Annotated in this window: 17 protein-coding genes and 3 tRNA genes; 10 read left to right on the forward strand and 10 right to left on the reverse strand. The window is 45.7% G+C overall.

The annotated features are described in order from the left end of the window. The first annotated feature begins 35 nt into the window (after nt 1-35). The gene (locus AB9P05_RS09100) at nt 36-1,418 is read left to right on the forward strand and encodes an HTTM domain-containing protein (RefSeq protein WP_371908513.1); all 1,383 of its coding nucleotides are present in this window, start codon (nt 36-38) and stop codon (nt 1,416-1,418) included. Next, nucleotides 1,408-3,870 carry a TonB-dependent receptor domain-containing protein gene (locus AB9P05_RS09105; RefSeq protein ID WP_371908514.1) on the forward strand — a complete coding sequence of 821 codons (2,463 nt, stop codon included), beginning with the start codon at nt 1,408-1,410 and terminating at the stop codon, nt 3,868-3,870. Before AB9P05_RS09100 ends, AB9P05_RS09105 begins: the two co-directional genes overlap by 11 nt. Before the next feature lie 7 nt (nt 3,871-3,877). Here AB9P05_RS09105 and AB9P05_RS09110 read toward each other — a convergent pair whose 3' ends face one another. Next, a complete protein-coding gene (locus AB9P05_RS09110; protein WP_371908515.1) occupies nt 3,878-4,417 on the reverse strand; it encodes an RNA methyltransferase in 540 nt (179 codons plus the stop codon). Nucleotides 4,418-4,519: 102 nt separating this feature from the next. Between AB9P05_RS09110 and mutS the strand changes: the two genes are divergently transcribed. The 4 genes from mutS (at nt 4,520) to AB9P05_RS09130 (ending at nt 9,776) form a co-directional block, all read left to right on the forward strand. Then, the gene (mutS, locus tag AB9P05_RS09115; RefSeq protein WP_371908516.1) at nt 4,520-7,141 is read left to right on the forward strand and encodes a DNA mismatch repair protein MutS; all 2,622 of its coding nucleotides are present in this window, start codon (nt 4,520-4,522) and stop codon (nt 7,139-7,141) included. A gap of 82 nt (nt 7,142-7,223) precedes the next feature. Then, nucleotides 7,224-7,296: transfer RNA gene (locus AB9P05_RS09120), tRNA-Gly, on the forward strand. 105 nt (nt 7,297-7,401) lie between these two features. Then, a tRNA-Leu gene (locus AB9P05_RS09125) sits at nt 7,402-7,487 on the forward strand. 321 nt (nt 7,488-7,808) lie between these two features. After that, nucleotides 7,809-9,776 carry a hypothetical protein gene (locus tag AB9P05_RS09130; RefSeq protein ID WP_371908517.1) on the forward strand — a complete coding sequence of 656 codons (1,968 nt, stop codon included), beginning with the start codon at nt 7,809-7,811 and terminating at the stop codon, nt 9,774-9,776. A 3-nt stretch (nt 9,777-9,779) separates the two neighbouring features. On the opposite strand, the gene AB9P05_RS09135 is transcribed toward AB9P05_RS09130, so the two are convergent. The 3 genes from AB9P05_RS09135 to AB9P05_RS09145 all read right to left on the reverse strand — a co-directional run bounded on the left by AB9P05_RS09135 (nt 9,780) and on the right by AB9P05_RS09145 (nt 13,234). After that, nucleotides 9,780-12,335: a M14 family metallopeptidase gene (locus tag AB9P05_RS09135; RefSeq protein WP_371908518.1), complete on the reverse strand. Its 2,556-nt coding sequence runs from the start codon at nt 12,333-12,335 to the stop codon at nt 9,780-9,782. 95 nt (nt 12,336-12,430) lie between these two features. Further along, a complete protein-coding gene (locus AB9P05_RS09140) occupies nt 12,431-12,940 on the reverse strand; it encodes a cupin domain-containing protein (protein ID WP_371908519.1) in 510 nt (169 codons plus the stop codon). Between the two features lie 6 nt (nt 12,941-12,946). After that, nucleotides 12,947-13,234, reverse strand: a complete 288-nt coding sequence (locus AB9P05_RS09145; protein WP_371908520.1) for a SemiSWEET transporter — start codon at nt 13,232-13,234, stop codon at nt 12,947-12,949. Nucleotides 13,235-13,350: 116 nt separating this feature from the next. On the opposite strand from AB9P05_RS09145, the gene AB9P05_RS09150 reads away from it, so the two are divergent. Next, the gene (locus tag AB9P05_RS09150; RefSeq protein ID WP_371908521.1) at nt 13,351-13,911 is read left to right on the forward strand and encodes a 2'-5' RNA ligase family protein; all 561 of its coding nucleotides are present in this window, start codon (nt 13,351-13,353) and stop codon (nt 13,909-13,911) included. Here the strand turns inward: AB9P05_RS09150 and AB9P05_RS09155 are convergent. After that, nucleotides 13,898-14,302 (reverse strand): DUF6702 family protein, encoded by a 405-nt coding sequence (locus tag AB9P05_RS09155; RefSeq protein WP_371908522.1) that lies wholly within the window; start codon nt 14,300-14,302, stop codon nt 13,898-13,900. The genes AB9P05_RS09150 and AB9P05_RS09155 overlap by 14 nt on opposite strands. Nucleotides 14,303-14,326: 24 nt before the next feature. Between AB9P05_RS09155 and AB9P05_RS09160 the strand changes: the two genes are divergently transcribed. Both AB9P05_RS09160 and AB9P05_RS09165 read left to right on the forward strand, forming a co-directional pair. Next, nucleotides 14,327-15,085 carry a HupE/UreJ family protein gene (locus AB9P05_RS09160; protein ID WP_371908523.1) on the forward strand — a complete coding sequence of 253 codons (759 nt, stop codon included), beginning with the start codon at nt 14,327-14,329 and terminating at the stop codon, nt 15,083-15,085. A 14-nt stretch (nt 15,086-15,099) separates the two neighbouring features. Beyond that, nucleotides 15,100-17,406 carry a M1 family metallopeptidase gene (locus AB9P05_RS09165; protein WP_371908524.1) on the forward strand — a complete coding sequence of 769 codons (2,307 nt, stop codon included), beginning with the start codon at nt 15,100-15,102 and terminating at the stop codon, nt 17,404-17,406. A 76-nt stretch (nt 17,407-17,482) separates the two neighbouring features. On the opposite strand, the gene AB9P05_RS09170 is transcribed toward AB9P05_RS09165, so the two are convergent. The 5 genes from AB9P05_RS09170 to AB9P05_RS09190 all read right to left on the reverse strand — a co-directional run bounded on the left by AB9P05_RS09170 (nt 17,483) and on the right by AB9P05_RS09190 (nt 23,649). Next, nucleotides 17,483-18,646 (reverse strand): AIR synthase-related protein, encoded by a 1,164-nt coding sequence (locus AB9P05_RS09170; RefSeq protein WP_371908525.1) that lies wholly within the window; start codon nt 18,644-18,646, stop codon nt 17,483-17,485. 74 nt (nt 18,647-18,720) lie between these two features. Further along, the gene (locus AB9P05_RS09175) at nt 18,721-20,742 is read right to left on the reverse strand and encodes an OmpA family protein (RefSeq protein ID WP_371908526.1); all 2,022 of its coding nucleotides are present in this window, start codon (nt 20,740-20,742) and stop codon (nt 18,721-18,723) included. An 86-nt stretch (nt 20,743-20,828) separates the two neighbouring features. Beyond that, on the reverse strand, nt 20,829-21,311 hold the full coding sequence (locus AB9P05_RS09180) for a hypothetical protein (RefSeq protein WP_371908527.1): 483 nt from the start codon (nt 21,309-21,311) through the stop codon (nt 20,829-20,831). 165 nt (nt 21,312-21,476) lie between these two features. Beyond that, nucleotides 21,477-22,274: a (Fe-S)-binding protein gene (locus AB9P05_RS09185; RefSeq protein WP_371908528.1), complete on the reverse strand. Its 798-nt coding sequence runs from the start codon at nt 22,272-22,274 to the stop codon at nt 21,477-21,479. A 10-nt stretch (nt 22,275-22,284) separates the two neighbouring features. Continuing rightward, on the reverse strand, nt 22,285-23,649 hold the full coding sequence (locus tag AB9P05_RS09190; protein ID WP_371908529.1) for a 4Fe-4S dicluster domain-containing protein: 1,365 nt from the start codon (nt 23,647-23,649) through the stop codon (nt 22,285-22,287). An 84-nt stretch (nt 23,650-23,733) separates the two neighbouring features. On the opposite strand from AB9P05_RS09190, the gene AB9P05_RS09195 reads away from it, so the two are divergent. Further along, a tRNA-Phe gene (locus AB9P05_RS09195) sits at nt 23,734-23,806 on the forward strand. Nucleotides 23,807-23,978: the final 172 nt, after the last annotated feature.

The raw sequence follows: 23,978 nt of genomic DNA on the forward strand, positions 1-23,978 counted from the left end.
GGATGCAACGGCCCTTTCAGAACATAAGATCTTTTTTGCGGCGCGATGTACACATCGCGCCTTTGGCCGTTTTCAGGGTGCTGTTTGGGCTTGCTATGACCATCAGTACCATCAGATTTATTTCATTAGGTTGGATAGATAAGCAGTACGTAGAGCCGGTCATGCATTTTACCTACTACGGGTTTGAGTGGGTGAAAGCCTTACCTGCCCTGGGCATGTATGCTCTTTTCGGTGTACTGCTATTGAGCGGAATAGGCATTATGATAGGAGCGTGGTACCGTATTTCCGCCCCGCTCTTTTTCCTGGTTTTTACTTACATCGAGCTCATTGATAAGACTTACTACCTCAACCACTACTACTTCGTTAGTATTGTAGCCCTGTTGTTGGCGGTAGTTCCTGCCCACCGCTATTTTTCAATCGATGTGTTACGTAACCCCGGCTCCCAGCGGACAACAGTACCCTTCTGGGTAATAGGTATATTTCAGGCACAACTTGGCATTGTATATTTCTATGCCGGGTTAGCGAAAATAAATGAAGACTGGCTATTACATGCGATGCCACTGCGTATTTGGCTGCCAGCACAGGATAACATGCCCGTAATCGGGCCACTACTGCGCCAGACCTGGGCAGCCTATGTTTTTAGCTGGGCGGGAATGCTGTACGATGTATTTATCCCCTTTCTACTATTAATAAGGCGCACCCGATGGCTGGCCTATGCTGCCGTGGTAGCCTTCCATAGCCTTACAGGTTACTTTTTTCAGATCGGGGTCTTTCCCTTAGTCATGATTTTGTGTACGCTGATATTTTTCAGTGAGTCTTTCCATATAAAGCTTATTCGCCGGGTACGCGAGGCATTCAGGCTGAGGGCGACTGAGTCCCTTTCAGCTTCATGGCAACCTGCTGTCGGTAGCAGGAACCTCTATGCTGCTTTTTTACTAATCTATTTTACGATACAGATAGCACTTCCCTGGCGCTATCTTTTGTACCCTGGTAATATGTTTTGGACAGAAGAAGGCTATCGCTTTGGGTGGCGGGTGATGCTGATGGAAAAAGCCGGTACAGCTACATTTTTTGTGCGTAATCCTGAAACGGGTAAAGAAGGCGTAGTGGTGAATAGTGAGTTTCTCAATGCCCACCAGGAAAAACAAATGGCAATGCAGCCAGACATGGTACTGGAGTATGCATCTTTTCTGGCCTCCTATTACCAAAAGCAGGGCATGAAAACCCCTGAAGTGAGAGCCGAAGTGTGGGTGACGCTTAATGGCAGGAGAAGCCGTCTTCTGGTAGATCCAAAGGTAAACCTTGCGGCCAGGCAGGAAAACCTGTTTCCTAAAGACTGGATATTGCCGCTAAATAATATGGTAATGCAACCGGAGTGGGTAGCTGAGGCAGAAAATAACGGGGTGGATGAGGATTAACAAACGTACAGGCCTGCTGGTCCTTCTCTTGTGTACATGCATAACTGTGATAGCTCGCCAGGGCGACCTCACAGTGTATGGAAAGGTGCTTACACCTTCCGGTGAGCCTGTAGAGGAGGCCTCTGTTTTCATTGAAAATACTTCCGTGATTACCACTACTGATGACGGCGGCCGCTACAGGCTGGAAGATGTTATTTCTGAAGTGGTAAGGGTGGTGGTCTTTTACCCCGGTACAGAAACCCAGGTAAAAGAAGTAAACCAGCGCAGCGGTTCGGTAGAAGTTAACTTTACACTTTCAGAACTTAGCGAAGAGCTGGAAGAGGTAGTAATATCTGATATACTTGAAAAGAGCTATGGCATCAGGCGCTTGCGTTCAGTAGAAGGTATGGGTATCTATGAAGCCAAGAAAAGCGAAGTAATCGTATTGGAAGATATTACGGCTAACTTGGCGACAAATAACCCGCGTCAGGCTTTTGCCAAGGTACCTGGCCTGCTGATATGGGAAAGTGACGGAGCCGGTCTTCAGTTGGGTATCGGTGCCCGGGGCCTGAGTCCAAATCGTACCAGCCACTTTAATGTGAGGCAAAACGGTTATGACATCAGCGCAGATGCTCTTGGGTACCCCGAGAGCTACTATACCCCACCGCTCGAAGCTCTCAAACAAATAGAGCTGGTGCGTGGTGCTGCTTCTCTTCAGTATGGCACCCAATTTGGAGGAATGCTGAATTTCGTTTTCAAGCGTGGCCCGGAAGATCGAAAGTTTAGCTTTACAAGCCGTCAGACCATCGGGTCATTTGGCCTGTTTAACTCATTTAACAGTGTAGGCGGACAGGTGGGAAAGGTAAACTACTATGGGTTTTACCAGCACAAGCGAGGCGACGGCTGGCGACCAAATAGTGGGTTTGATCTGGACATGGCTTATGGTGCCGTTAGTGTTGACCTATCCGATAAGCTTACTATCGGTTCGGACTTTACCTACATGCATTATCTTGCCCAGCAGCCAGGTGGACTTACCGATGTGGACTTTCAAAATGATCCCCGCCAAAGCAAGCGTGACCGTAACTTCTTCATGGTAGACTGGAATCTGGCATCGCTTACGCTTGACTACCGCCTTTCCGACCGTACAAAGATTAATAGCCGCAATTTTTTCCTGTACTCAGGACGTGAGGCCCTGGGCAATCTCAGCCGTATCACCATGGTAGACCTTGGAGGGAATCGTACATTACTAAGTGATAGCTACCGTAATTATGGTAACGAAACCCGCCTGATGCACCATTATCCGATGGGTAGTCAAAAGAACGTACTCCTGGTGGGTACCCGTTTCTATACGGGCCACACTAACCGTAAGCAGGGAGATGCCAGTGATGGTGCTGATACAGATTTCAGGTTTCTGAACCCGGACAATCTTGAAAACAGCGACTTCGACTTCCCTAATCGTAACCTGGCTCTGTTTGCGGAAAACATATTTAACGTAACTCAAAAGTTCAGTATTACCCCCGGGGTGCGGTTGGAATACATCAGGACCCGGTCCGAGGGCTTTTACCGTCAGGTTGTGAGAGATTTTGCGGGTAATATCATCTCAGATAACCGGTTTGACGAAAGCAAGAATAACGAGAGAGCCTTTGTACTCGGCGGTGTAGGCCTGAGTTATAAGCTTAATGAAGACCGTGAGCTCTACGGAAACTTTAGCCAAAACTTCCGTTCCATTACGTTTAGCGATCTGAGGGTGGTAAATGAGAATGTCAGGGTGGATGAAAACCTTACAGACGAGCGGGGCTTCAATATAGATTTGGGAATTAGAGGCTCAGAGAGGGATGGGTTAATTAATTACGATGTCAGCGCTTTTTACCTTCGCTACAACGACCGCATCGGGTTCGTAAACCGCATAGATACTGTGCTGAACATTGACCAGCGATACCGCAGTAATGTCGGTAATGCCTACAGCGCTGGCATAGAGGCATTTGCTGAGGCAGATATATGGAGGCTCGCCGCAGGGAAAGGCTCCAGGCACGGCCTCAACCTTTTTGTTAATGCGGCATTTATTAATGCCGAATACCTGAGCAGTAACCTGCCTGACCTAGAAGATCAGCAAGGGAATGTAAGTACCAAAGGAAAAAAACTGGAGCTGGTAAGTCCATTCACATTACGCACCGGGCTCAACTACAGCCAAGGTAATTTCTCCCTTAGCAGCCAGTTCAGTTATACTCACCAGCACTACACCGATGCGTTCAATACGGAATTTACCCCCACTGCCGTGTCCGGGGTTATCCCTAGCTATTATGTTGTGGATATCTCAGCAAGGTATTCCTATCGCAAGTTCACCTTATCGGGGGGAGTAAATAACGCGACAGATAATAAGTACTTTACAAGGCGGGCCGATGGCTATCCCGGCCCGGGTATTATTCCTGCCGATGGCAGAAGCATCTACCTGACTCTCGGTTTTACCTATTAAAAATTCATCAGTCGACAGGAGGATTCATTTTAGAGAAAATATCCCAGGTCACTATTCCTACAGTGACAGATATATTCAGAGAGTGCTTCGTCCCATACTGGGGTATTTCCAAAACCACATCAGCTAATTCTATAACTTCGTCAGAAACACCGAAGACTTCGTTGCCAAAAACTACAGCAATCTTCTGAGCAGGATCAGGCATGAAGCTCTGAAGGGCCGTGCTGCCTTCTGCCTGCTCCACCACTGCAATTGTGTACCCTGCCTTTTTCAACTCACTAATTGCTTCTGTGGTGTTTTCCGTATAGGCCCAATCCACAGAATCGGTGGCGCCAAGAGCAGTTTTATTGATTTCACGATGAGGCGGTTGAGCTGTAATGCCACAAAGTAAAATTTTTTCGATTCGGAAGGCATCACCTGTACGAAAAGTGGAGCCTACATTGGCCATACTCCGGACATTATCCAGCACCAAAACCAATGGGATTTTTTTCTTAATTTTGAATTCTTCGATACTGAGCCGTTGCAGCTCTTCCGTTTTCAGTTTTCTCATAACCAGGAAAATAAGTGAAGGCCGGCTAACGCGATACTTCAGGTACAAAACTATAATCTTTTAGCAAAGCAAAGGCAGGGTCTTGCCCTGATACGATCCCATATGGCTAAAAAATCCAAAAAGGAAGCAAAAGAAACCCCTCTGATGAAACAGTACAATGCCATTAAGGCAAAGTACCCCGGTGCTTTACTGCTATTTAGGGTCGGAGATTTTTATGAGACTTTTGGGGAAGATGCTGTTACGGCCAGCAAGGTACTGGAAATCGTATTAACTAAACGGGCAAACGGAGCTGCTTCACATATAGAGTTAGCTGGTTTTCCCCATCACTCCCTGGAAAGTTACCTGCCACGACTGGTACGTGCAGGACACCGTGTGGCCATTTGTGATCAGTTGGAAGACCCAAAAAGCGTAAAGGGAATAGTGAAAAGAGGGGTTACTGAATTAGTTACCCCCGGGCTGGCTTACAATGACCACGTCCTTGAGAAAAATCAGAATAACTTTTTGGCCTCTGTATCCTTTGGAAAAGATGTGGTCGGCATATCGTTTCTGGACCTGAGTACCGGTGAGTTTATGACCGCAGAGGGTACCCCGGAATATGTAGATAAGCTTCTGCAAGGGTTTCAGCCTAGTGAAGTAATCTTTAGCAAGCAGCAAAAAGAAGTCTTTCAGAAATATTTTCGTGATCAGTATAACACCTTTGGGCTGGAAGACTGGGTATACCAGCACGATTATGCTTACGAAACCCTGACGGCTCATTTCCAGACCACAAACCTCAAAGGATTTGGTGTGGAGAATATTCCTTTGGGCGTGGTGGCCGCCGGTGCCGTGTTACACTACCTGAAAGAAACGGAGCACAAAGAATTTAGTCATATCTCCTCTCTAAGTCGTATAGAAGAGGATCGATATGTATGGCTGGACAAGTTTACCATACGGAACCTGGAGCTTATTTACCCTCAGCAGGATGGAGGTATACCCCTGATAAACATAATCGATGCTACAGTGACCCCTATGGGGGGGCGTATGCTGAAAAAGTGGGTAGTCCTTCCTCTGAAGGAAAAAAGAGCCATTGAAGAACGGCTTGGTATGGTCAAGGCCCTGCTCAATGAGGATGAACTTCGCGATGAGTTGCTGCAGCACCTAAAACTCATAGGCGATGTAGAGCGACTGATTTCCAAAGTGGCTGTGGGGAGGATTAATCCCCGGGAAATGCTCCAGCTAAAAAAGGCTCTCAAAAATACAGTCCCCATAAAAAACCGTCTCTCTGGCTCAGGACAAGCCACCCTTACCAGACTGGGAGATCAGCTTCATTTATGCGAATATTTGCTTGACAAAATAGAGACCGAATTACAGGATGAGGTTCCCATCGTATCAAATCAGGGAAACCTTATCCGTGATGGAATAGACGCTGAACTGGATGATCTGCGTAAAATTGCCTTTAGCGGGAAAGACTACCTGGTACAGATCCAGCGCCGTGAGATGGAAAAAACGGGTATCAGCTCCCTGAAGATCGCCTATAATAAAGTATTCGGCTATTACCTTGAGGTTACCAATGCTCATAAAGATAAGGTGCCTTCCGAGTGGATTCGAAAGCAAACCCTCGTAAACGCTGAGCGCTATATTACCGAAGAGCTGAAACAGTATGAGGAGAAAATATTGACCGCTGAGGAGAAAATGGTGCAGATAGAGCAGCGCCTGTTCTCCGAATTAGTGCTTGCTGCTGTAGATTACATTTCTCAGGTGCAGCAAAATGCACGTATACTGGCCACTCTCGACTGTCTCATCAGTTTTGCCTGCAAGGCGCGTACAAACCGCTATTGCGAGCCGGTAATTTCAGAAGGGTATGAGCTGGAAATTACAGATGGTCGCCATCCTGTGATTGAAAGGCAGTTGCCTGCAGGGGAGGAGTATGTGCCTAATGATACGACGCTTAATACCAAAGAGGCCCAGATCATGATCATTACAGGGCCCAATATGGCCGGTAAATCTGCACTGCTTCGCCAGACAGCCCTTATCGTACTTATGGCACAGATGGGAAGCTTTGTGCCTGCCACGGCCGCTACTATAGGCATGGTAGATAAGGTATTTACGCGGGTAGGCGCTTCAGATAACCTGGCAAGAGGAGAGTCCACATTTATGGTGGAAATGACCGAAACCGCCAGTATTTTAAATAATCTGTCTGACCGTAGCCTGGTGCTGATGGATGAAATAGGCAGGGGCACTAGTACCTACGATGGCATTTCCATAGCCTGGTCCATAGTGGAATTCCTTCATAACCATCCTAAATTTCGCGCCAAGACCTTATTTGCCACCCACTACCATGAGCTCAATCAGATAGCCGAGGATTTTCCGCGTGTACGTAACTTCAATGTTTCTGTAAAAGAAGTAGGAAATAAGGTGATTTTTATGCGGAAGCTCAAAGAGGGCGGAAGTGAGCACAGCTTTGGTATTCATGTGGCACAAATGGCTGGAATGCCTAACCAGGTGGTTATTCGCGCTGCAGATATTATGCATCACTTGGAAAAGGATAAAATCCGGCACAATAAGCGGCAGGAAAGACTTAGGGAAATGCCCAAAAATAATTATCAACTCAGCCTCTTTGAAATAGATCCGCGCATGGAAAAAGCTAAGGAAGCGCTGGAGGCACTTGATATCAATACTATCTCTCCGGTAGAAGCCCTTCTTAAGCTTAATGAACTAAAAGGGCTGATGGAGGAGAAAAAGTAAAAAAAAAATATGGCAAAAGGTTGAAAATAAAATTCCACTTATTACCTTTGCAATCCCTTCAGGCAACTAGAAGGGCATAAAAGCGAAAGTAGCTCAGTTGGTAGAGCACGACCTTGCCAAGGTCGGGGTCGCGGGTTCGAATCCCGTCTTTCGCTCAATTAGATTTAAAGGGTTAAATGATCGGTTACGGCCGGTCATTTTTTGTATATTGCTCTATCTATTTAGTAAGACCCTTAGCAGTGCTCAGATGAGCATCTGATGCCGGGATGGTGGAATTGGTAGACACGCAAGACTTAAAATCTTGTGGGCAGTTATGCCCGTGCGGGTTCAAGTCCCGCTCTCGGTACAAGGCAGTGTAACGTCAGCGGTAATTCGCAGATAGCTTACACTGCCTTTTTTGTCTCCACCCCTCATTTAATTTTCTGATTTTCAAACATTTTCACCCCAAGGTGATTTATAGCTTTAGATCTGTGAATAGCTAACCAAGTGAAAAATAGGTGTTTAGCTATTCTTATAACACAAATCACTTTTCTCAACTCAAACCCGTTAGTGTTTTACTAAATATTAACAAATTAAGGGACCTGCCATTGGCAGGTCCCTTATGTTTATTATCTAATAAAACAAAAGGTCATACATTAGGTACTAATAAGGCAATCCCGAATTGTGCATGACCGATATTGAGAGAATACTGAGTTACTTTTCATCTTCCTTTCGGAGGTCTTACCATATTATTTACCTCTGCTGTATTATCAGTGTAACCGCTGCTGCCCAGGTGCCTGTGGATGTGCCCGGTGAGCCCGATTCTGTGCGGGTCAGGAGAAGCGAGATGATCATCCTTCATGATACGCTGATTGTCCCCTATCGTGATACCGTCATGGTGATTCCGGGAGGAGAAAGCTGGCAGGTAAGACCAAACCCCTATTACCGGAGCGCTGCACTTTATGATTCACTTGAAAATGAAGCAGGGGAGGACGGCATTACCGCAGAGCTTTTCCGGCTTTTTTTCCGGCCTATTGCTCAGGATATCTATCGATCCGATACCATCGTTCAAAGTGAAATCTACTATGAACCCTACAGGCGGGGAATCATCAATCAGGTCTCTGTGGAAGAGGTGCCTATAATCGGCGGTGATATTATTGATACCACAAGAGAAACCAAAGGCAAAAGCTTTCTGAACCGTGTACTACCTCCTACAAGTAAACGGTTGATCCTGGCAAACATTTTATTTACAGTCGGTGATACCCTTGACCCATTCATTATTGCGGATAGTGAGAGGCTTCTGAGACAGTTGCCCTATGTCCGCGATGCACGCATTTATGTCTTAAATGACTTGAGTGAGCCCGGAGAAGTAAGTGCTACCATAGTGATTCAGCCACGGTTTCCATTGTCATTCACAGGCCGCTTCGATGGGTTTAGAAACTATAGTCTCTTACTTGTTAATAGAAATATCGGTGGCTCGGGAAACCAGATACAGGCAGGCTATGTCAGAAACCGAAACTCGCAGCAACCTAACGGTTATGAAGCCTCCTTCACAAGTCGTAATCTCGGGCATTCCTTTACACAGGTAAGTCTCTCTCTGGCAGATAACTGGTTAGAAGAGAGAAAACTTCTGACTTTTTCTAAGCCTTTTATTAGCCCTCTTACAGAATATGGTGGAGGGTTTGAAGCAGGAAGTATTTCCAGACGCGAGAGCCGGATATATGCAGATACCACCTACTTCTCACCGGTCTCGTTTCAGTTTCAGGATGGCTGGTTTGGTCGCGCCATTACATTTGGTCAACAGCGCAGGAGAACCCTCACCGGCGCTTTGCGGCTAGGTAATTATGATTTTCAAAAGAGACCGGAAGTAAAGGCTGATAGCAATATCAGGTTTCAGGACCGTCAGTTTGTCCTGACCTCACTTACCTATCAATACCGGAGATACCTTAAGTCAAATTATATTTTCGCATTCGGAATTACAGAGGATTTACCCGTAGGGTATTCTGCTTCGCTGATCGCTGGCAGAGACTTTTCAGAATTTGGCAACAGACCCTACCTGGGCGGCCGTGTGGGGTGGGCCTTTTACTATCCTCCGATCGGGTATATACACTTCAACTATGGGATGGGTGGCTTAAGAGAAAACGGAGAATGGTCAGGTTTAGCTAACAGATACAGGGTAGATTATTTCATGCCCATACTTCTGGTAGGGAGTACCAGGGTGCGAAACTTTGCCCGACTACAGGTAAACAAGGGGGTGGATGCATTTGCTCCTGAAACGGACGAGCTTGATGATGATATTCGCGGACTGCATGGAGAAGGTATGGCCCTCAGAACCTTGTGGAGTGGCTCCATAGAGAGTGTCTGGTTTACCCCCGGGTCCCTATATGGGTTCAGGTTTGCCCCTTATGGATTCGTAGATATGGGGGCCTTGCCGGAAGACCGGGACCGCCCCCGTGGTGAGCTATATGCAGGGGTAGGAGCCGGGTGCCGTATCAGAAATGAGAGCCTCGTATTCCGGACCATTGAGTTTCATACCACCCTGTATCCGGCACCACCCCTGGGAGGGTCGGCACTGCAGTTCTATATTTCCTTATCGGCACCCTTTGCCTTTCAAGACCTTTTTAATCCAAAGCCCCGCATCGAGCCTTTTGATTGAGGTTTAATCCTGCCCCACAAAGAATACTGCATTACCAAACAGCAGCTTGCCATTCTGCCAGAAAGCCCTGAACAGGGGATTATCTGCCATATAAATAATTCGGCCGTTGCCTATTTCTTTCACACCGAAGACCAGGCTTTGATTCAACCGCTCAGAGGCAATGCTTCCTGAGAAGCCACTAATCTTATCCGAAGCACTTTGGAGGGACACCACATTCCAGCCATCCTGCAGGTAGGCATAATTATTCCCCGGGAGTTTTAGCGTGAAGTATGTGTCAGGGTATCCAAAAGCCAGAGGGTGGGTATTATCAACCCGGGTTTTGTATATACTGCCAGGAATATAGTTACGGATAAACTGTCTTTCGCGGTCTTCGTATTTACTCAGTATTTCCTTCTCTGACCTTTCTTTTTCCTTCTGCTCAAAGCGTTTTTTCTCCTCCTCAGAAGCAAATGACTGTAGCGCTCCCCCGTCCTCATCTGCGAATGCTGATAGCGCATTTTGCATAAGTATAAGCCGGCCCCCCTCACGTATCCAGTTTTTAAGCTTACCCTTGAATTCATCATTTAGGAACTGGCCATAGTAACCATTAGGCATAATCAGCACATCAAAGTCAGAAAGGTTCACTTCAGAGATATAATCTGTATATAAAGTAGTCACAGGGTAATCAATCTGCTGATCGAAAAAGTGCCACACTTCACCATAAGCCAGTGAACTGACGTAATCTCCAGCCACCAAGGCCACAGACGGCTTTTCCATATACCTTACTCTATCCGATCCGAAGTCCGATCCACTCGTAACAAACCCGGTGGTAACCGGTATTATCTCCTGACCCGTCTCATTGGCATGATCAGTAAGGATAGTAGCCAGCTTACCCCCCATGGATTCATTTCCGGTACTGGTTATGATTAACGTACCCCGGCCATACTCCCTTCCGTCAATGCTGAAAGGCCTTTCAGCATATCGAACCTTTACACCCTCCTTTAGTAAGTGAGAGAGGGTTTTCAAATCCTCAAGGCTTTGCCAGGGAATGAGGTAGGCATAAGCATCCTGTGAAAGATCGATTTTTTTAGTCGTATCATCCCTGCCAGTGGTGGATTGAGCATCAAGTCTCTTTGTGAGAGCATAGGTGTCAAGGCCGTATGCATAAGGTACCGCCCAAGCCGTTATGTCATAGGTTACAGAGTCTACCAGCTTACTTTCCGGCTCAAACAGCACACTTAGTAGGGTGCTCTTAGGTTGATAGGCGCTAATGACGATGTCTTTATCGCTCGTAGTAAAGGAAGCGTTATGCTGTCCGGTAAGGTAGCGAAAGCCGCTCAGGCGGCTTCCACGGGTGGTGTAGCCATACTCAATGCCCTGCTGTCCGAGCCATTTTGTCAGCATATTTACCTTGTCAGGGTTCTCTTCGCCACGTATCACATACGCTTTATACTTCCCTGCAGGGTTACTGACAGCCTCATCATAAAACCTTTCAAACTCCGTTAAAACCTCCCCGGAATTTTTACTGGTTACTTCCACCGTGCTCAACCCTGCCGTGTGGTGATGGGCTATTCTGTCTTTAAGCGTTAGCGTATCGCCCTCAGCCGTAATCACACCAAGGCCCGCCCGGCCACTGCCACCTTGTTCATAGGTCATACCAATGGCCCCATTGTACGTTGGGTAAGTGTCTCCATAACTGGGGTAGAATAAGTCAAAACGTTCCCGGGTAAAATAGAGCCAATTATTTTCATCAAAGTACCGGGCATGGTTTTTTCCTATTCTGGTCTGAAACTCCCGCTGGAAAGGAGTGATCACCTCATGAAAAGGTTCTGCTGCCGGAGCAAAGTAGTAAGGCTCATTTATACCCTGCTCATGAAAGTCCGCATGCACATGAGGTAACCATTTGTTATACTCCTCCAGGCGCGCTTTCGACTCCTTTTGGGTCTGCCAGGCCCAGTCACGGTTCAGGTCAAAAAGATAGTGGTTCGCCCTGCCATTAGGCCATGGCTCCATATGTTCAGCCGCCATAGGGTATGGGTTGTATGTGGCACCTGATACACGATTGTAAAAGTTTACGTACCGTTCTCTGCCATCGGGATTCAGACATGCATCAAGTATAACTACAGTATTTTTAAGCCATTCCTGACTTTCCTCATTGGCAGGATTACCCAGGTGATACAAGGTTGCCATGCCAGCCTCCGTACTTACCGACTCATTGCCATGTACATTGTAACTAAGCCATACTACAGCAACAGGCTCCCCTTCCGGCTGACCGGGTAAGATACCTGCTCTTTTCAGGTTATCCGTTCTTATTTCCTCAAGCCTCTCCAGGTTTTCAGGTGAGGATACGTAGGCCAGTAAGAGCGGGCGGTACTCATAAGTACGTCCGTATTCCTTTACTTGCACACGGTCGCTTTGCTCACCTACATGTTCATAGTAGTCAGTTACCCGGTAGTGGTGCGTAAAACGCTCCCCCAACTGATAGCCCAGAAATTCTGATGGGGCTTTAAGGCTTTGGGCTCCTGCCGGAAAGACGAGAGCAAAGAAAAAGATAGCCGCAATAATTGATTTGTAAGTCATATATAAGAGTCGGTATTAACAGCAAAAAATAAACGTTCCGCTATATCCCTGCAATGGACAGTTGTAAATACGGTCTGAAATTAATGTAAAGACTATTAATTGACGCTGAGCCGCCTGATGAGGGCCTCATGTTCAGGATAAGCTTCAGCTAGCCTACTGCCATCTGCCAATTCAAAATCCTCGAACTCAAAACCCGGAGCTACTGCGCAGCCCATCAGGGTATAAGAAAGCGGATTATTCACCTCTGCTGCAAACCAGCTGTTTGCAGGTATCAGTAATTGCATATGTTCACCCCTAGTCACACCAGGCCCCAGAATATGGGTGCTAAGGCTCCCCTTTTGGTCTATCACATATAGCGTAAGGCTGGAGCCCGCATGGTAGTACCACAGTTCATCGCTACGCAGTCGATGAAAAGCTGAAATTTCTGACTCATTCAGCAAAAAATAGATAGATGTATAGTAATGCCTTGCCGATCCATAGTGAGACAAAGCCTTTTCATCAGAGATTTTTCCTTCTGCCCGGTACATTTCTTTATACCACCCACCTTCAGGATGCTTTTTCAGGGATAGTTGCTCAATCCAGAAGGGTCCTTCGCTCTTACGCATAGTTTTTTATTTTTCGGAATACTGCCGGTGGTCACGGTCCTTTTTCCGGTTTTTTAATTTCATGATCAATATGGCTCCCGAAAGGAGAATAGTGATATAATTTGCCAGAATAATGGGTAAGTCATTTTTTACGATGCCATAAATCAGCCATAAGGCGATGCCAATCACAAAGGCGCTATACATGCCAAGCGATATACCACGGGTGTCATTGGTTCGTAGCGTATGCAATACCTGTGGAACAAAAGAGAAAGTGGTAAGTGTGGCAGCTAAAAGGCCGATGATTGTGATGATCATGGATTAAATTAAAAAGGTATCTGCCGATAAATAAAGAAATGAATCATCTTTATCATTCCGGAGCGAACCATCAGGAAGAAATTCCCTTTAGGAAAGATATCAGTTACCAGTAAACTATGGGAGGAAAAAAGGATTTGTTATACTTTGTGGCTTTGCTGCCGCCGGATGAAATCCGTAGGGAGGTCACATTAATAAAGGAGTCTTTTTATGAAAAATACAAGACCAAAGCGGCCTTGAAGAGCCCTCCTCACATTACCCTTCACATGCCCTTTCGCTGGAAGCCGGAAAAAGAAAACCTACTACACGAGTTGTTTAGCTCATTTTCTTCTCAGGTTACCCCCTTTCCTGTTGAAATCAATGGCTTTGAAGCGTTTCCTCCCAGGGTCATTTTTTTAAATGTGTCAGAGAATCATGAGATGGCCAGTGTTCAGAAAGATCTGGTGAGAAGAATGCGTACTAATCTCAATTTGCTTAATGCGAATTATAAAGACCGCCCCTTCAGGCCACATATGACCGTAGCTTTCCGTGATCTGAAAAAGCCTATGTTCAATGAAGCGTGGGAGGAGGTAAAAGACGAGGGAGCTTCCTTCAGCTTTGAGGCAAAGGAGCTCACTTTACTTAAAAACATAAACGGCAAGTGGGAAACTCACAGGCAATATTCATTCAACGAAAAATGACTTGTTCTTTATCGCTTCTTCTGAAAATATAGCTACGCAAATCCTTTTGCCTGTCAATATGCACCAGGTTTTGCTGGTCGTCGAACTCATTAAAAAGCAATGTATTTCTTAAAGACAGGTTTTCAGTATCAGAGGCAGGGATTTCAAAATATGCCCATAAAGCCTCTTCCTCAAATTCCGACCCCAGGTAGCGTATAGTCAAGCGCTTTTTATTCTTTTTCAGATGAAAATTGTCGTTGATATAGCGCATGATGAGTGTATCCCTTTCCGCCTGACTGGCCTCAAGGATATCAAAAGAGATACCATATGCTGATCTGATCCCTTTCTCCAGGTCATCCGAAAACATACGCTGGCTTACCTCTATGCTTTGCCTGTTCATATTATAGCTCATTTCTGTAACCGCCACGTGAAAGGGGTGCGTAAATATGCCTGCTATGGCCAGAATATAAAGAATTGCTGTGTTCATTTCGTAAATACCCGTAAATCTTTTCCTGCTTTATACTACAAATTACGCACCCGTTATGTCCCTTCCTTATTTTTTGTGCATTTTTGGGGCTTCGAAATCGCAAATCAAAGCGAAAACCTGTTTATGAACACATTTTCCCTGTATTTTAATTTAGGGATCGACCACATTCTCGATATTGATGGTATTGACCATATCATCTTTATTTTTGCTCTTTGTGCCATCTATCAGCTAAAAGACTGGCGTAAAGTGCTGATTTTAGTAACGGCCTTTACACTGGGGCATTCCATTACCCTGGCCCTCAGTATATTTGATGTGATAAGAGTTAAGACCAGCCTGGTGGAATTTCTCATTCCTGTTACAATTTTCATCACCAGCGTCAGCAATCTTTTTAAGTCGGATTTCGGCAGGCCTGCTTCCTACATGCAACTCAACTATGCCTTTGCCGGCGGTTTTGGGCTTATTCACGGTATGGGTTTCGCCAATGCGCTGCGTGGATTACTAGGTCTTAGAAAGGACATTGGTGAGGAATTATTTGCCTTTAACCTTGGTATTGAAGTAGGGCAAATTGCTATTGTTGCAATTTTTTTATTCATATCCTTTATATTTATTGGTCTCTTTGGAGTATCCCGTAAACAGTGGAATACCATTATATCCGCTGCCATAGCCGGAATCTCCGTTATGTTAATGATCGAAAATAAGTTTTGGTAAACTATAATCTTAAAATGGGTAGACTACTTCTCGCTTTAATCATTACCCTAACCCCTCTTTTTTCCTTTGCTCAGAGCACTTCCAATCATGGAAATAAGTTTGAGCAACTTAATCCTGAATTAAGATCCCCTAATGTGTATCGTACTGCCAGTGGTGCCCCCGGCCATCAGTATTGGCAGCAGCAGGCAGATTATAAAATGGAGATCGAATTGGATGATAGGAATCAGCGGATTACCGGTTCGGAAACCATCACCTACACAAATAACTCCCCCGATGTACTGGAGTACCTATGGGTGCAGTTAGATCAGAATGTTCGTGCAGAAGATGCTGACAAATATAAGATCGCCACCAACAAGATAGACGAAGAGACCGATCTGGAAGACCTCCAGGGAATCATCGGGTATGATTTTGATGGTGGGTTTAAGATCAGTGCCGTTAAAAATACTGATGGTAGCGAACTTGACTATACCATAAATAAAACCATGATGCGGGTAGAACTCGAGCAGCCTCTTAAGCCTGGCGATAAGTTCTCCTTTGGTATCGACTGGTCATATAATATCAATGACCGCCTTTATATGGGTGGCCGTTCCGGCTATGAGCATTTTGAGGAAAATGATAACTATCTGTACACAATAGCCCAGTTCTTTCCCCGCATGGCAGTGTACAGTGATGTAGAGGGCTGGCAAAACAAGCAGTTCCATGGCAGAGGCGAGTTTGCCCTTCCTTTTGGTGACTACGAGGTGAAGATTACGGTGCCTTCAGATCATATGGTTGGAGCTACCGGTACCTTGCAAAATGCAGGTGATGTGCTTACCAGCAAAGAGATGGAGCGCTGGGAAGCAGCAAAAAGCAGCTACGACAAGCCTGTGATCATCCGCACTGAGTCTGAAGCTAAGAAAATCGAGAAACGTAAGTCTACTGAAAAATCGACCTGGGTTTTTCAGGCGGATAGTGTGAGAGACTTTGCCTTTGCCTCATCCCGTAAATTTATCTGGGACGCCATGGCTGTAGACATTAATGGCAAAGACGTGATGGCCATGTCTTACTACCCCAAAGAAGGTAACCCTCTTTGGGAACAGTACTCTACAGAAGTAGTCGCACATACGCTGAAGGTGTATTCGCGAATGACGATAGACTATCCTTACCCCAAGGCCATCAGCGTACATGCTGCTGATATCGGCATGGAGTATCCTATGATCTGCTTCAACTTCGGTCGCCCTGAAAAGGACGGGACGTATACCAGCAAGACTAAGTATGGTATGATTGGTGTGATCATTCACGAAGTTGGACATAACTTCTTTCCCATGATCGTAAATAGCGATGAGCGGCAGTGGACCTGGATGGATGAGGGGCTCAATACGTTTGTGCAGTTTATCACTGAGCAGGAGTGGGACCGCAATTATCCTTCACGCCGCGGGCCTGCCCACAAGATCGTGGACTATATGAAAAGTAGCCCGGATCAGCTGGAGCCAATCATGACCAATTCCGAAAATATTGTACAGTTTGGTAACAATGCGTATGCGAAACCTGCTACAGCCCTGAATATTCTTCGCGAGACAGTGATGGGGCGCGAGCTTTTCGATTACGCATTTAAAGAGTATGCGGAGAGATGGGCTTTCAAACACCCTACTCCGGAAGATTTCTTCCGTACCATGGAAGATGCCAGTGGAGTAGATTTGGATTGGTATTGGAGAGGTTGGTTCTATAGCATTGACCCCGTCGATATTGCTATAGAAGATGTTAAGCTTTACACCCTTAACACCATGAATCCTGAGATCGAAAATGCTATTGCACGCTCTCAGCGTGATAGCGAAAAGACCGTTACCCAGATCAATAATGAAAAGGATGTGCCTGAGACAGTGGTGGAGCGTAAACCTGAGTTGAAGGACTTCTATAACGAGTATGATGATCTGGATGTAACCAAGGCAGATGTGCAGGAGTATAAGGAGTTCCTTTCTACATTAAATAATAGGGAGAGGAACCTGCTGAAAGAAGGGTACAACTTTTATGAGGTTACCTTCAAAAATGTAGGTGGCTTGGTCATGCCCCTCATTCTCGAGTTTTATTATGAAGACGGCAGCATGGAAAAGATGCATATTCCTGCAGAAGTGTGGAGAATGAACGAGGATAGTGCTACCAAAGTCTTTGCTACTATGAAAACCATTGACCGTATCGTAATGGATCCGCAGAAAGAGACAGCCGACATTGACCTGTCAAACAATGTGTGGCCTAAAGAGGAAATGCCATCACGCTTCGACCTTTTCAAAGAGAAAAAAGAAGCTAATCCTATGCAGAAAAAAGACAGCCGCAGTAAGCCATAAGGAAACTGCGCGTATACTATACCAAAGAGGCTGGCCGTTCATATGGCCAGCCTCTTTTGCGTTTAAAGTACATGTATCAATAGCTAAACTCTCCGTAATCCGAACGGATAGTTAGCTTTTTACCTTTCGAGGCCTCCACATAGCCTACTATTTGTGCATCCACCGCGAATGACTTACTAATGTCGATTACTTTCTGTGCATGCTCTTCTGCCAGGTAGATCTCCATCCGATGGCCCATGTTAAATACTTTATACATCTCCTTCCATTCTGTACCACTGGCCTTCTGTATTTCTTTGAACAGCGGCGGGGTATCGAATAGGTTATCTTTTATCACATGAAGATCGTCTACAAAGTGCAGGACTTTAGTTTGAGCACCCCCGCTGCAGTGCACAATGCCATGAATTTCATGGCGGAGCTGCTGCAGCACGTTTTTCATAATAGGGGCATAAGTCCGTGTTGGTGACAGCACCAGTTTACCTGCGTCCAGCGAAACACCTTCTATGCGGTCAGTCAGGCCGTAATGCCCACTGTATACAAGGTCTTCCGGTACGGAAGGATCAAAGCTTTCCGGGTATTTTTGAGCCAGGGCCTTAGTAAAGAAATCATGGCGAGCAGAAGTCAGGCCATTGCTCCCCATACCTCCATTGTATTCGTCTTCGTACGTTGCCTGTCCATAACTGGTTAGGCCTACTATAACGTCTCCCGGCTTTATGGTGTGGTTGCTTATCACCTCATCACGCCTCATCCTGGCAGTTACCGTGCTATCTACCACTACGGTACGGACCAGGTCTCCCAGGTCCGCAGTTTCTCCCCCAGTACTTATGATATCGATACCATGATCACGCAACATCTGCAACACCTCTTCAGTGCCATTGATCAGTGCTGAGATCACCTCCCCGGGCACCAGAGACTTATTTCTACCAATAGTACTTGATAAAAGGATCGGCCCCGTTGCTCCAACGCAGAGCAAATCGTCCGTGTTCATAATTATAGCATCCTGTGCTATCCCCTTCCATACAGATAGATCACCCGTCTCTTTCCAGTACATATAAGCCAGGGAAGACTTTGTGCCCGCCCCATCTGCATGCATGATAGTGCACCAGTTTTCGTCGCCAGATAGCAGGTCCGGTACTATCTTACAAAAGGCTTTAGGAAAAAGGCCCTTATCTACTTTTTTTATGGCATTATGTACGTCCTCTTTGTCTGCGGAAACACCGCGTCTTGCATATCTGTCCTGCATATCGATGTGTGGGTTTATGCAAAAATAAAAAAGCCTCCCATGGGGAGGCCTTTATGTACTAAAATTTTCCTTATTTACTGATCGTCATTGTTAAAATACCTGTCCTCGTCAAAAGATTCCTCATCGCCTTCCTGCTCATCACCTTCCTCTTGCTTAGCCATGTCCTTATTATATTCTATCACTTTAAACTCAGTACGGCGATTTCGCTGGTGCTCTTCCTCCGTCTGAGCATTTTTGACAATCAGGCGCTGCTCTCCATATCCCTTGGCTCTTAGCCTTTCAGCCTCAATCCCCTGATTAATGATATATTCCACTGCAGATTCCGCTCTGCGTTGTGATAGCACATCGTTATAGTCATCATCAGCACGGGCATCCGTATGAGAGCTTAGCTCGATCCTTATTTGAGGGTTGTCTTTCAGGATGTTTACTAATTTGTCAAGCTCCTGCGCTGCATCTGGGCGGATGTCCCATTTATCAAGATCATAATAAATGTTTTCCAGTACAATGGACCTGTCCAGCACGATCCGGTCCAGCACAAGGGTAGTGTCAAAGCGAACATTGGTAACCATTTCGGTCAGATCTTCCTTAGCCACAGACCGGCCTTTTGTAGAAAACTCTAATCGGGTAGTAAAGTAATCCGGACGTTCACCAATAAGCACATAGTCTTCCTCCGGATACACCCTGAAGGAGAACTGACCACTCCTGTTAGAACTTACTTCTTCTAATAAATTCTCTTCTGCATCCAGCAGCCTTACCTTTACTAATGGTAGTATGCTCAGTGAATCCTCTGACACACTCGTTTTGGTAAGGCCGGCCAGCATGTAATTGACTATTTTCAGGTCTGGGTCGTTATTGACAAAGGTATAGATATCATCATCACCTGCCCCCCCTGGTCTGTTACTGGTAAACCATCCCTTAGAAGGATCAAATAAATACAAGCCAAAGTCATCATAACTACTGTTGATAGGAGTGCCAAGGTTCTCGATAGAGATTTTTCCACCTGCCCTGACAGCCTCAAAAAGATCAAGGCCGCCAAAACCAGGGTGCCCGTCTGAACTAAAATAAAGTTTTCCTTCGTCTGAAACATAAGGGAACATCTCGTTACCCGCAGTATTAATTTCAGGGCCAAGATTGCTTATTTGCGAAAAACGTCCCCGTCCGTCCATTCGTGCACTGTAGATATCCGTACCTCCGTATCCGCCCTTGCGGTTAGAAGAAAAATATAAGGTGCGACCATCCCGGCTGAATGTGGGAGTGGAAGTCCAGGCTTCAGGGTCATTGATGTTCAGCATTACCGGCTCTGACCACTGCTGATTCCGGTAGCGGGTTATGTAAAGGTGCACATCCGTTTTGCCTTTTCTTTTACCACTGTTGCCTTTAGCAAAAATCATGGTCCGGCCGTCTCGGCTAAAAGTCAGCGACCCTTCGTGAATACCTTCATCATTCACTTCATCGCCGAGAGACTCAAGGGTACTCATGTCCACCACAGCACCTTTACTGTCTACCTGAAATATATCCGTGAAGGGAGTGCCTGTTGCTTTACTTACCTTATCATCCTTACGCGCACTGACAAAGTATAGCTTTTTGTTAAAGTATAAAGGAGAGTAATCGGCAGTGGCCGTATTTACTTCTTCAAGGTTTTTTACCCTGAAAAAAGTCTCTTTTTCACGTAGCTTGTCAAGCTTATCAAGGTTGGTGAGCTCTTTATTAGCTCTTGCAACGACCCCCTCAATGGTTCCTGATGCACTGAGCTTATCAAATTGATCTCTTGCCTCTTCGTATTTTTGATTTGCCTTCAGGGCAAATCCGTAGTGCATTCGTGCACTATCTTCCGTGTAGCCAGCTTCAATAGCTCCTGCATAGTAGGGCTCGGATGCATGAAGCTTATTTCCTTTCCTAAGGGCTTCCCCCACTTTGTATAAGGCATAACCCTTCCGGTAGTTCTTATCTGCGGCTTTCTGGTAGTAATCAATAGCAAGATCGTATTCCCCGCGATCCATCTTCTTATCACCTTTTTTGATAGCCATTTTTCCTGCATTACAGGCAGATAAGAACAATCCGATCGCGAGTAGGAGTAAAAGCGAGTGTCTACTCATAAGACAAACTATGGGTCTGTTTAAGCTAATAGTGTATTTATTATCCCTAAAAAACTATTTTTCAATGAACTAACGGAATATTACAGCTAAAAATATCTGTTAAGCCAGCTTTTTTTAGCCGGAACCACCCATTGGTTATCCAGGTCTTTCTTTTTGTCCACCAAATTATTAAAAACCGGCGTGTCCTCTGTTATGTGTCCCTTATCTACTTTATCCTTAATTTCTTTAAGGTTTTCGAGCATTACCTCATCATTGCGCATGATAGCCACCTTAGATCGATCGAAGAAGTTGACCTGCAGGGCTTTTTCCAGTTCTCTTATGAAAGCCACTGATGTATCGATGGCACATCCTGTAGCTTCCTGTTCCTTTTCATCAAGTGCAATTACAAGAAACTGGTCGTAATACAATCTTGAGGCTGCCTTCAAGGGCTTTCCGTGGGCCTTCCAATCTCTTACAAACAGAGCGGTTTCATCATCTATTACCTGTTGTTCACTGGTCTCAAGTTTTCTGTCCGCCTGGAAAATCCAGACTCTTGCATCCGGGCTGAGTTCGTCAAATGTGATATTCATGGCATATGGCTTTTAATGGTAAAAAAATAACCGGGCATGAAGATAATAAGTTTCTGCATCAGCCATTTGACAAGTGCTTAATATCATGACAAGCCCGGCCCATTTTACCCCATAAAAAAAGCCTTTGGATATACTTCCAAAGGCTAACTATGGATCACAGTCTTATCAGAGGCCTTCGCTTTCAGCGATTAGCTCAGCCAGGTCACGTACCTCTACCTGGCCTTCTTTTTCCTTGTTTTTCACCCCGTCGGCCATCATAGTCATACAAAAAGGGCACCCTACGGCTATGGTTTGAGCACCGGTAGCAAGTGCCTCCTCCGTACGTTCGATATTGACATCCTTTTTACCTTCTTCGGGCTCTTTGAACATCTGAGCGCCACCAGCACCACAGCAAAGGCCCTTAGTGCGGCAGCGCTTCATTTCCACCAGCTCGGCATCAAGCGCCTCAATTACTTTGCGGGGAGCTTCATAGACGTTATTTGCCCGGCCGAGATAGCAGCTGTCATGAAAGGTAATCTTACGGCCCTTGAAGGCGCCTCCTTCCTTCAGGCGTATGCGTCCTTCATCTATCAGTTGCTGAAGGAATGTACTATGGTGGATTACCTCATAATTTCCACCAAGTGCAGGATACTCATTTTTGAGTGTATTGAAGCAGTGAGGGCATGCCGTCACGATCTTCTTTACATTGTAGCCGTCCAGTACCTGGATGTTTGACACAGCCTGCATTTGGAAAAGGAATTCGTTACCGGCACGTCGGGCAGGGTCTCCCGTACAGCTTTCTTCCGGGCCAAGTACAGCAAAAGAAACGCCTACCATGTTCAGTATTTTAACAAACGCTTTTGTAACAGCCTTGTAGCGATCATCGAATGAGCCGGCGCAGCCAACCCAGAAAAGCACTTCAGGTGAATCACCTGCGGCTGACATATCCGCCATGGTGGGTATTTTGATTTCGTTTACGCTCATGTCCTCTTCGTTATTTTTCAGTGCTCGATTCTTTTTTCAGGTCATCGGCCCACTTAAAGCGGTCCGTAGGAGGGAATTTCCAGGGGGCCATACTGGTTTCTATATTACTATACATGGAATTCCACGAGGCTGGTGCTTTGGACTCTTCCATGGTGATGTAACGCCTCATTTGCAGTATAATGGATAACGGGTCAATATTTACTGGACAGGCCTCCACGCAGGCATTACACGTAGTACAAGCCATAAGCTCCTCACGCTGAATATAATCGTCCAGCAAGAACTTGCCATCTTCCAGGCCTTTCCCCCCGGAAGCAATACTCTTCCCTACTTCCTCTGCCCGGTCACGGGTATCCATCATTATTTTTCTGGGCGAAAGTTTTTTACCCGTCAGGTTGGCCGGACACTCAGCAGTACACCGGCCACATTCCGTACAGGAATATGAGTCCATGATATTCTTCCAGGTAAGGTCATTAATATCCTTAGCGCCAAAACGCGCAATTTCTGCCGGAGAAGCCTGGTCTGCACCCTCTACCGGCATACCCAGCATCATTTTCACCTCATTGGTTACTTCATCCATATTACGCATCTCACCCTTAGGATTCAGATTGGAGTAATAAGTATTCGGGAAGGCCAGAAATATATGAAGGTGCTTAGAATAAGTGATGTAGATAGCAAACGCAAAAATACCTACAATATGAAACCACCAGGCGGCCCGCTCAATTACTACCAGGCTTTGAGTATTCATGCCATCAAATAGAGGCACAAGCCATGAGCTAAAGAATAGTGCACCTGTAACTGGGTATGCATGCATGCCGGCAGCCGCCAGGTCACTGGCCCTGGTCTGTAATATCTGATCTGTGGCATTCATGGTAAGAATGGCGAGCATCAGCACGATTTCTATAACCAGGATAAGGTTTGCGTCAAGCTTAGGCCATGAAGTAAGCTCACGGGCCTTAAACCTGCGTATGGGTAGCAGATTCCTACGGATCAGAAAAATTACACAGGCAACAATAACGGCAAACGCCAGGAATTCAAAGAAATTTATCAGCAGGCCATAAACATACCCCACGGGTTCCGCAAATAAACGATGAGTACCCAGAAGACCATCAAGAATTATCTCCAATACTTCAATGTTAATGAGGACAAAGCCTACATACAGAAAGAGGTGAAGAATAGCGGGTACTATTCGCTTAAACATCTTTTTCTGGCCGAACGCCACCAGAGTCATCACCTTGAATCGTTCGCCCGGATTATCAGACCTGTCCAGGGGGCGTCCAAGCTGAATAGTACTTTTTATCCTGCTGATTCGCTTGTACATGATAAAGGCTGTAACCGCCAATACCAGCAGGAAAAGGATTTGAGGTAAGTAGTCCATGTGACCGATTAAAATTTGTTCTAATTTTTTACCTAAGTTTTTGCAGGTTCTTATTCTTTGTATACCTTTGTGACCTCAAACGCTGGTGATGTAGCTCAGTTGGTAGAGCATCGGACTGAAAATCCGTGAGTCGGTGGTTCGAATCCACTCATCACCACTTCCAAAGCCCTCTGATTTCAGAGGGCTTTTTTCTTTTCTGCCCTTCTTCAAAATCTCACCATTATTTGCGTTCAACTTCATAAATAAATATAGCCTGCAAAGGTTTTCTGCAGGCTAAAATAAACATATACTTATAAAATAGTATGCAAGCCGACTATTTTGACCGTTAA

It is taken from the genome of Roseivirga sp. BDSF3-8, from assembly GCF_041449215.1.
GTDB lineage: Bacteria > Bacteroidota > Bacteroidia > Cytophagales > Cyclobacteriaceae > JBGNFV01.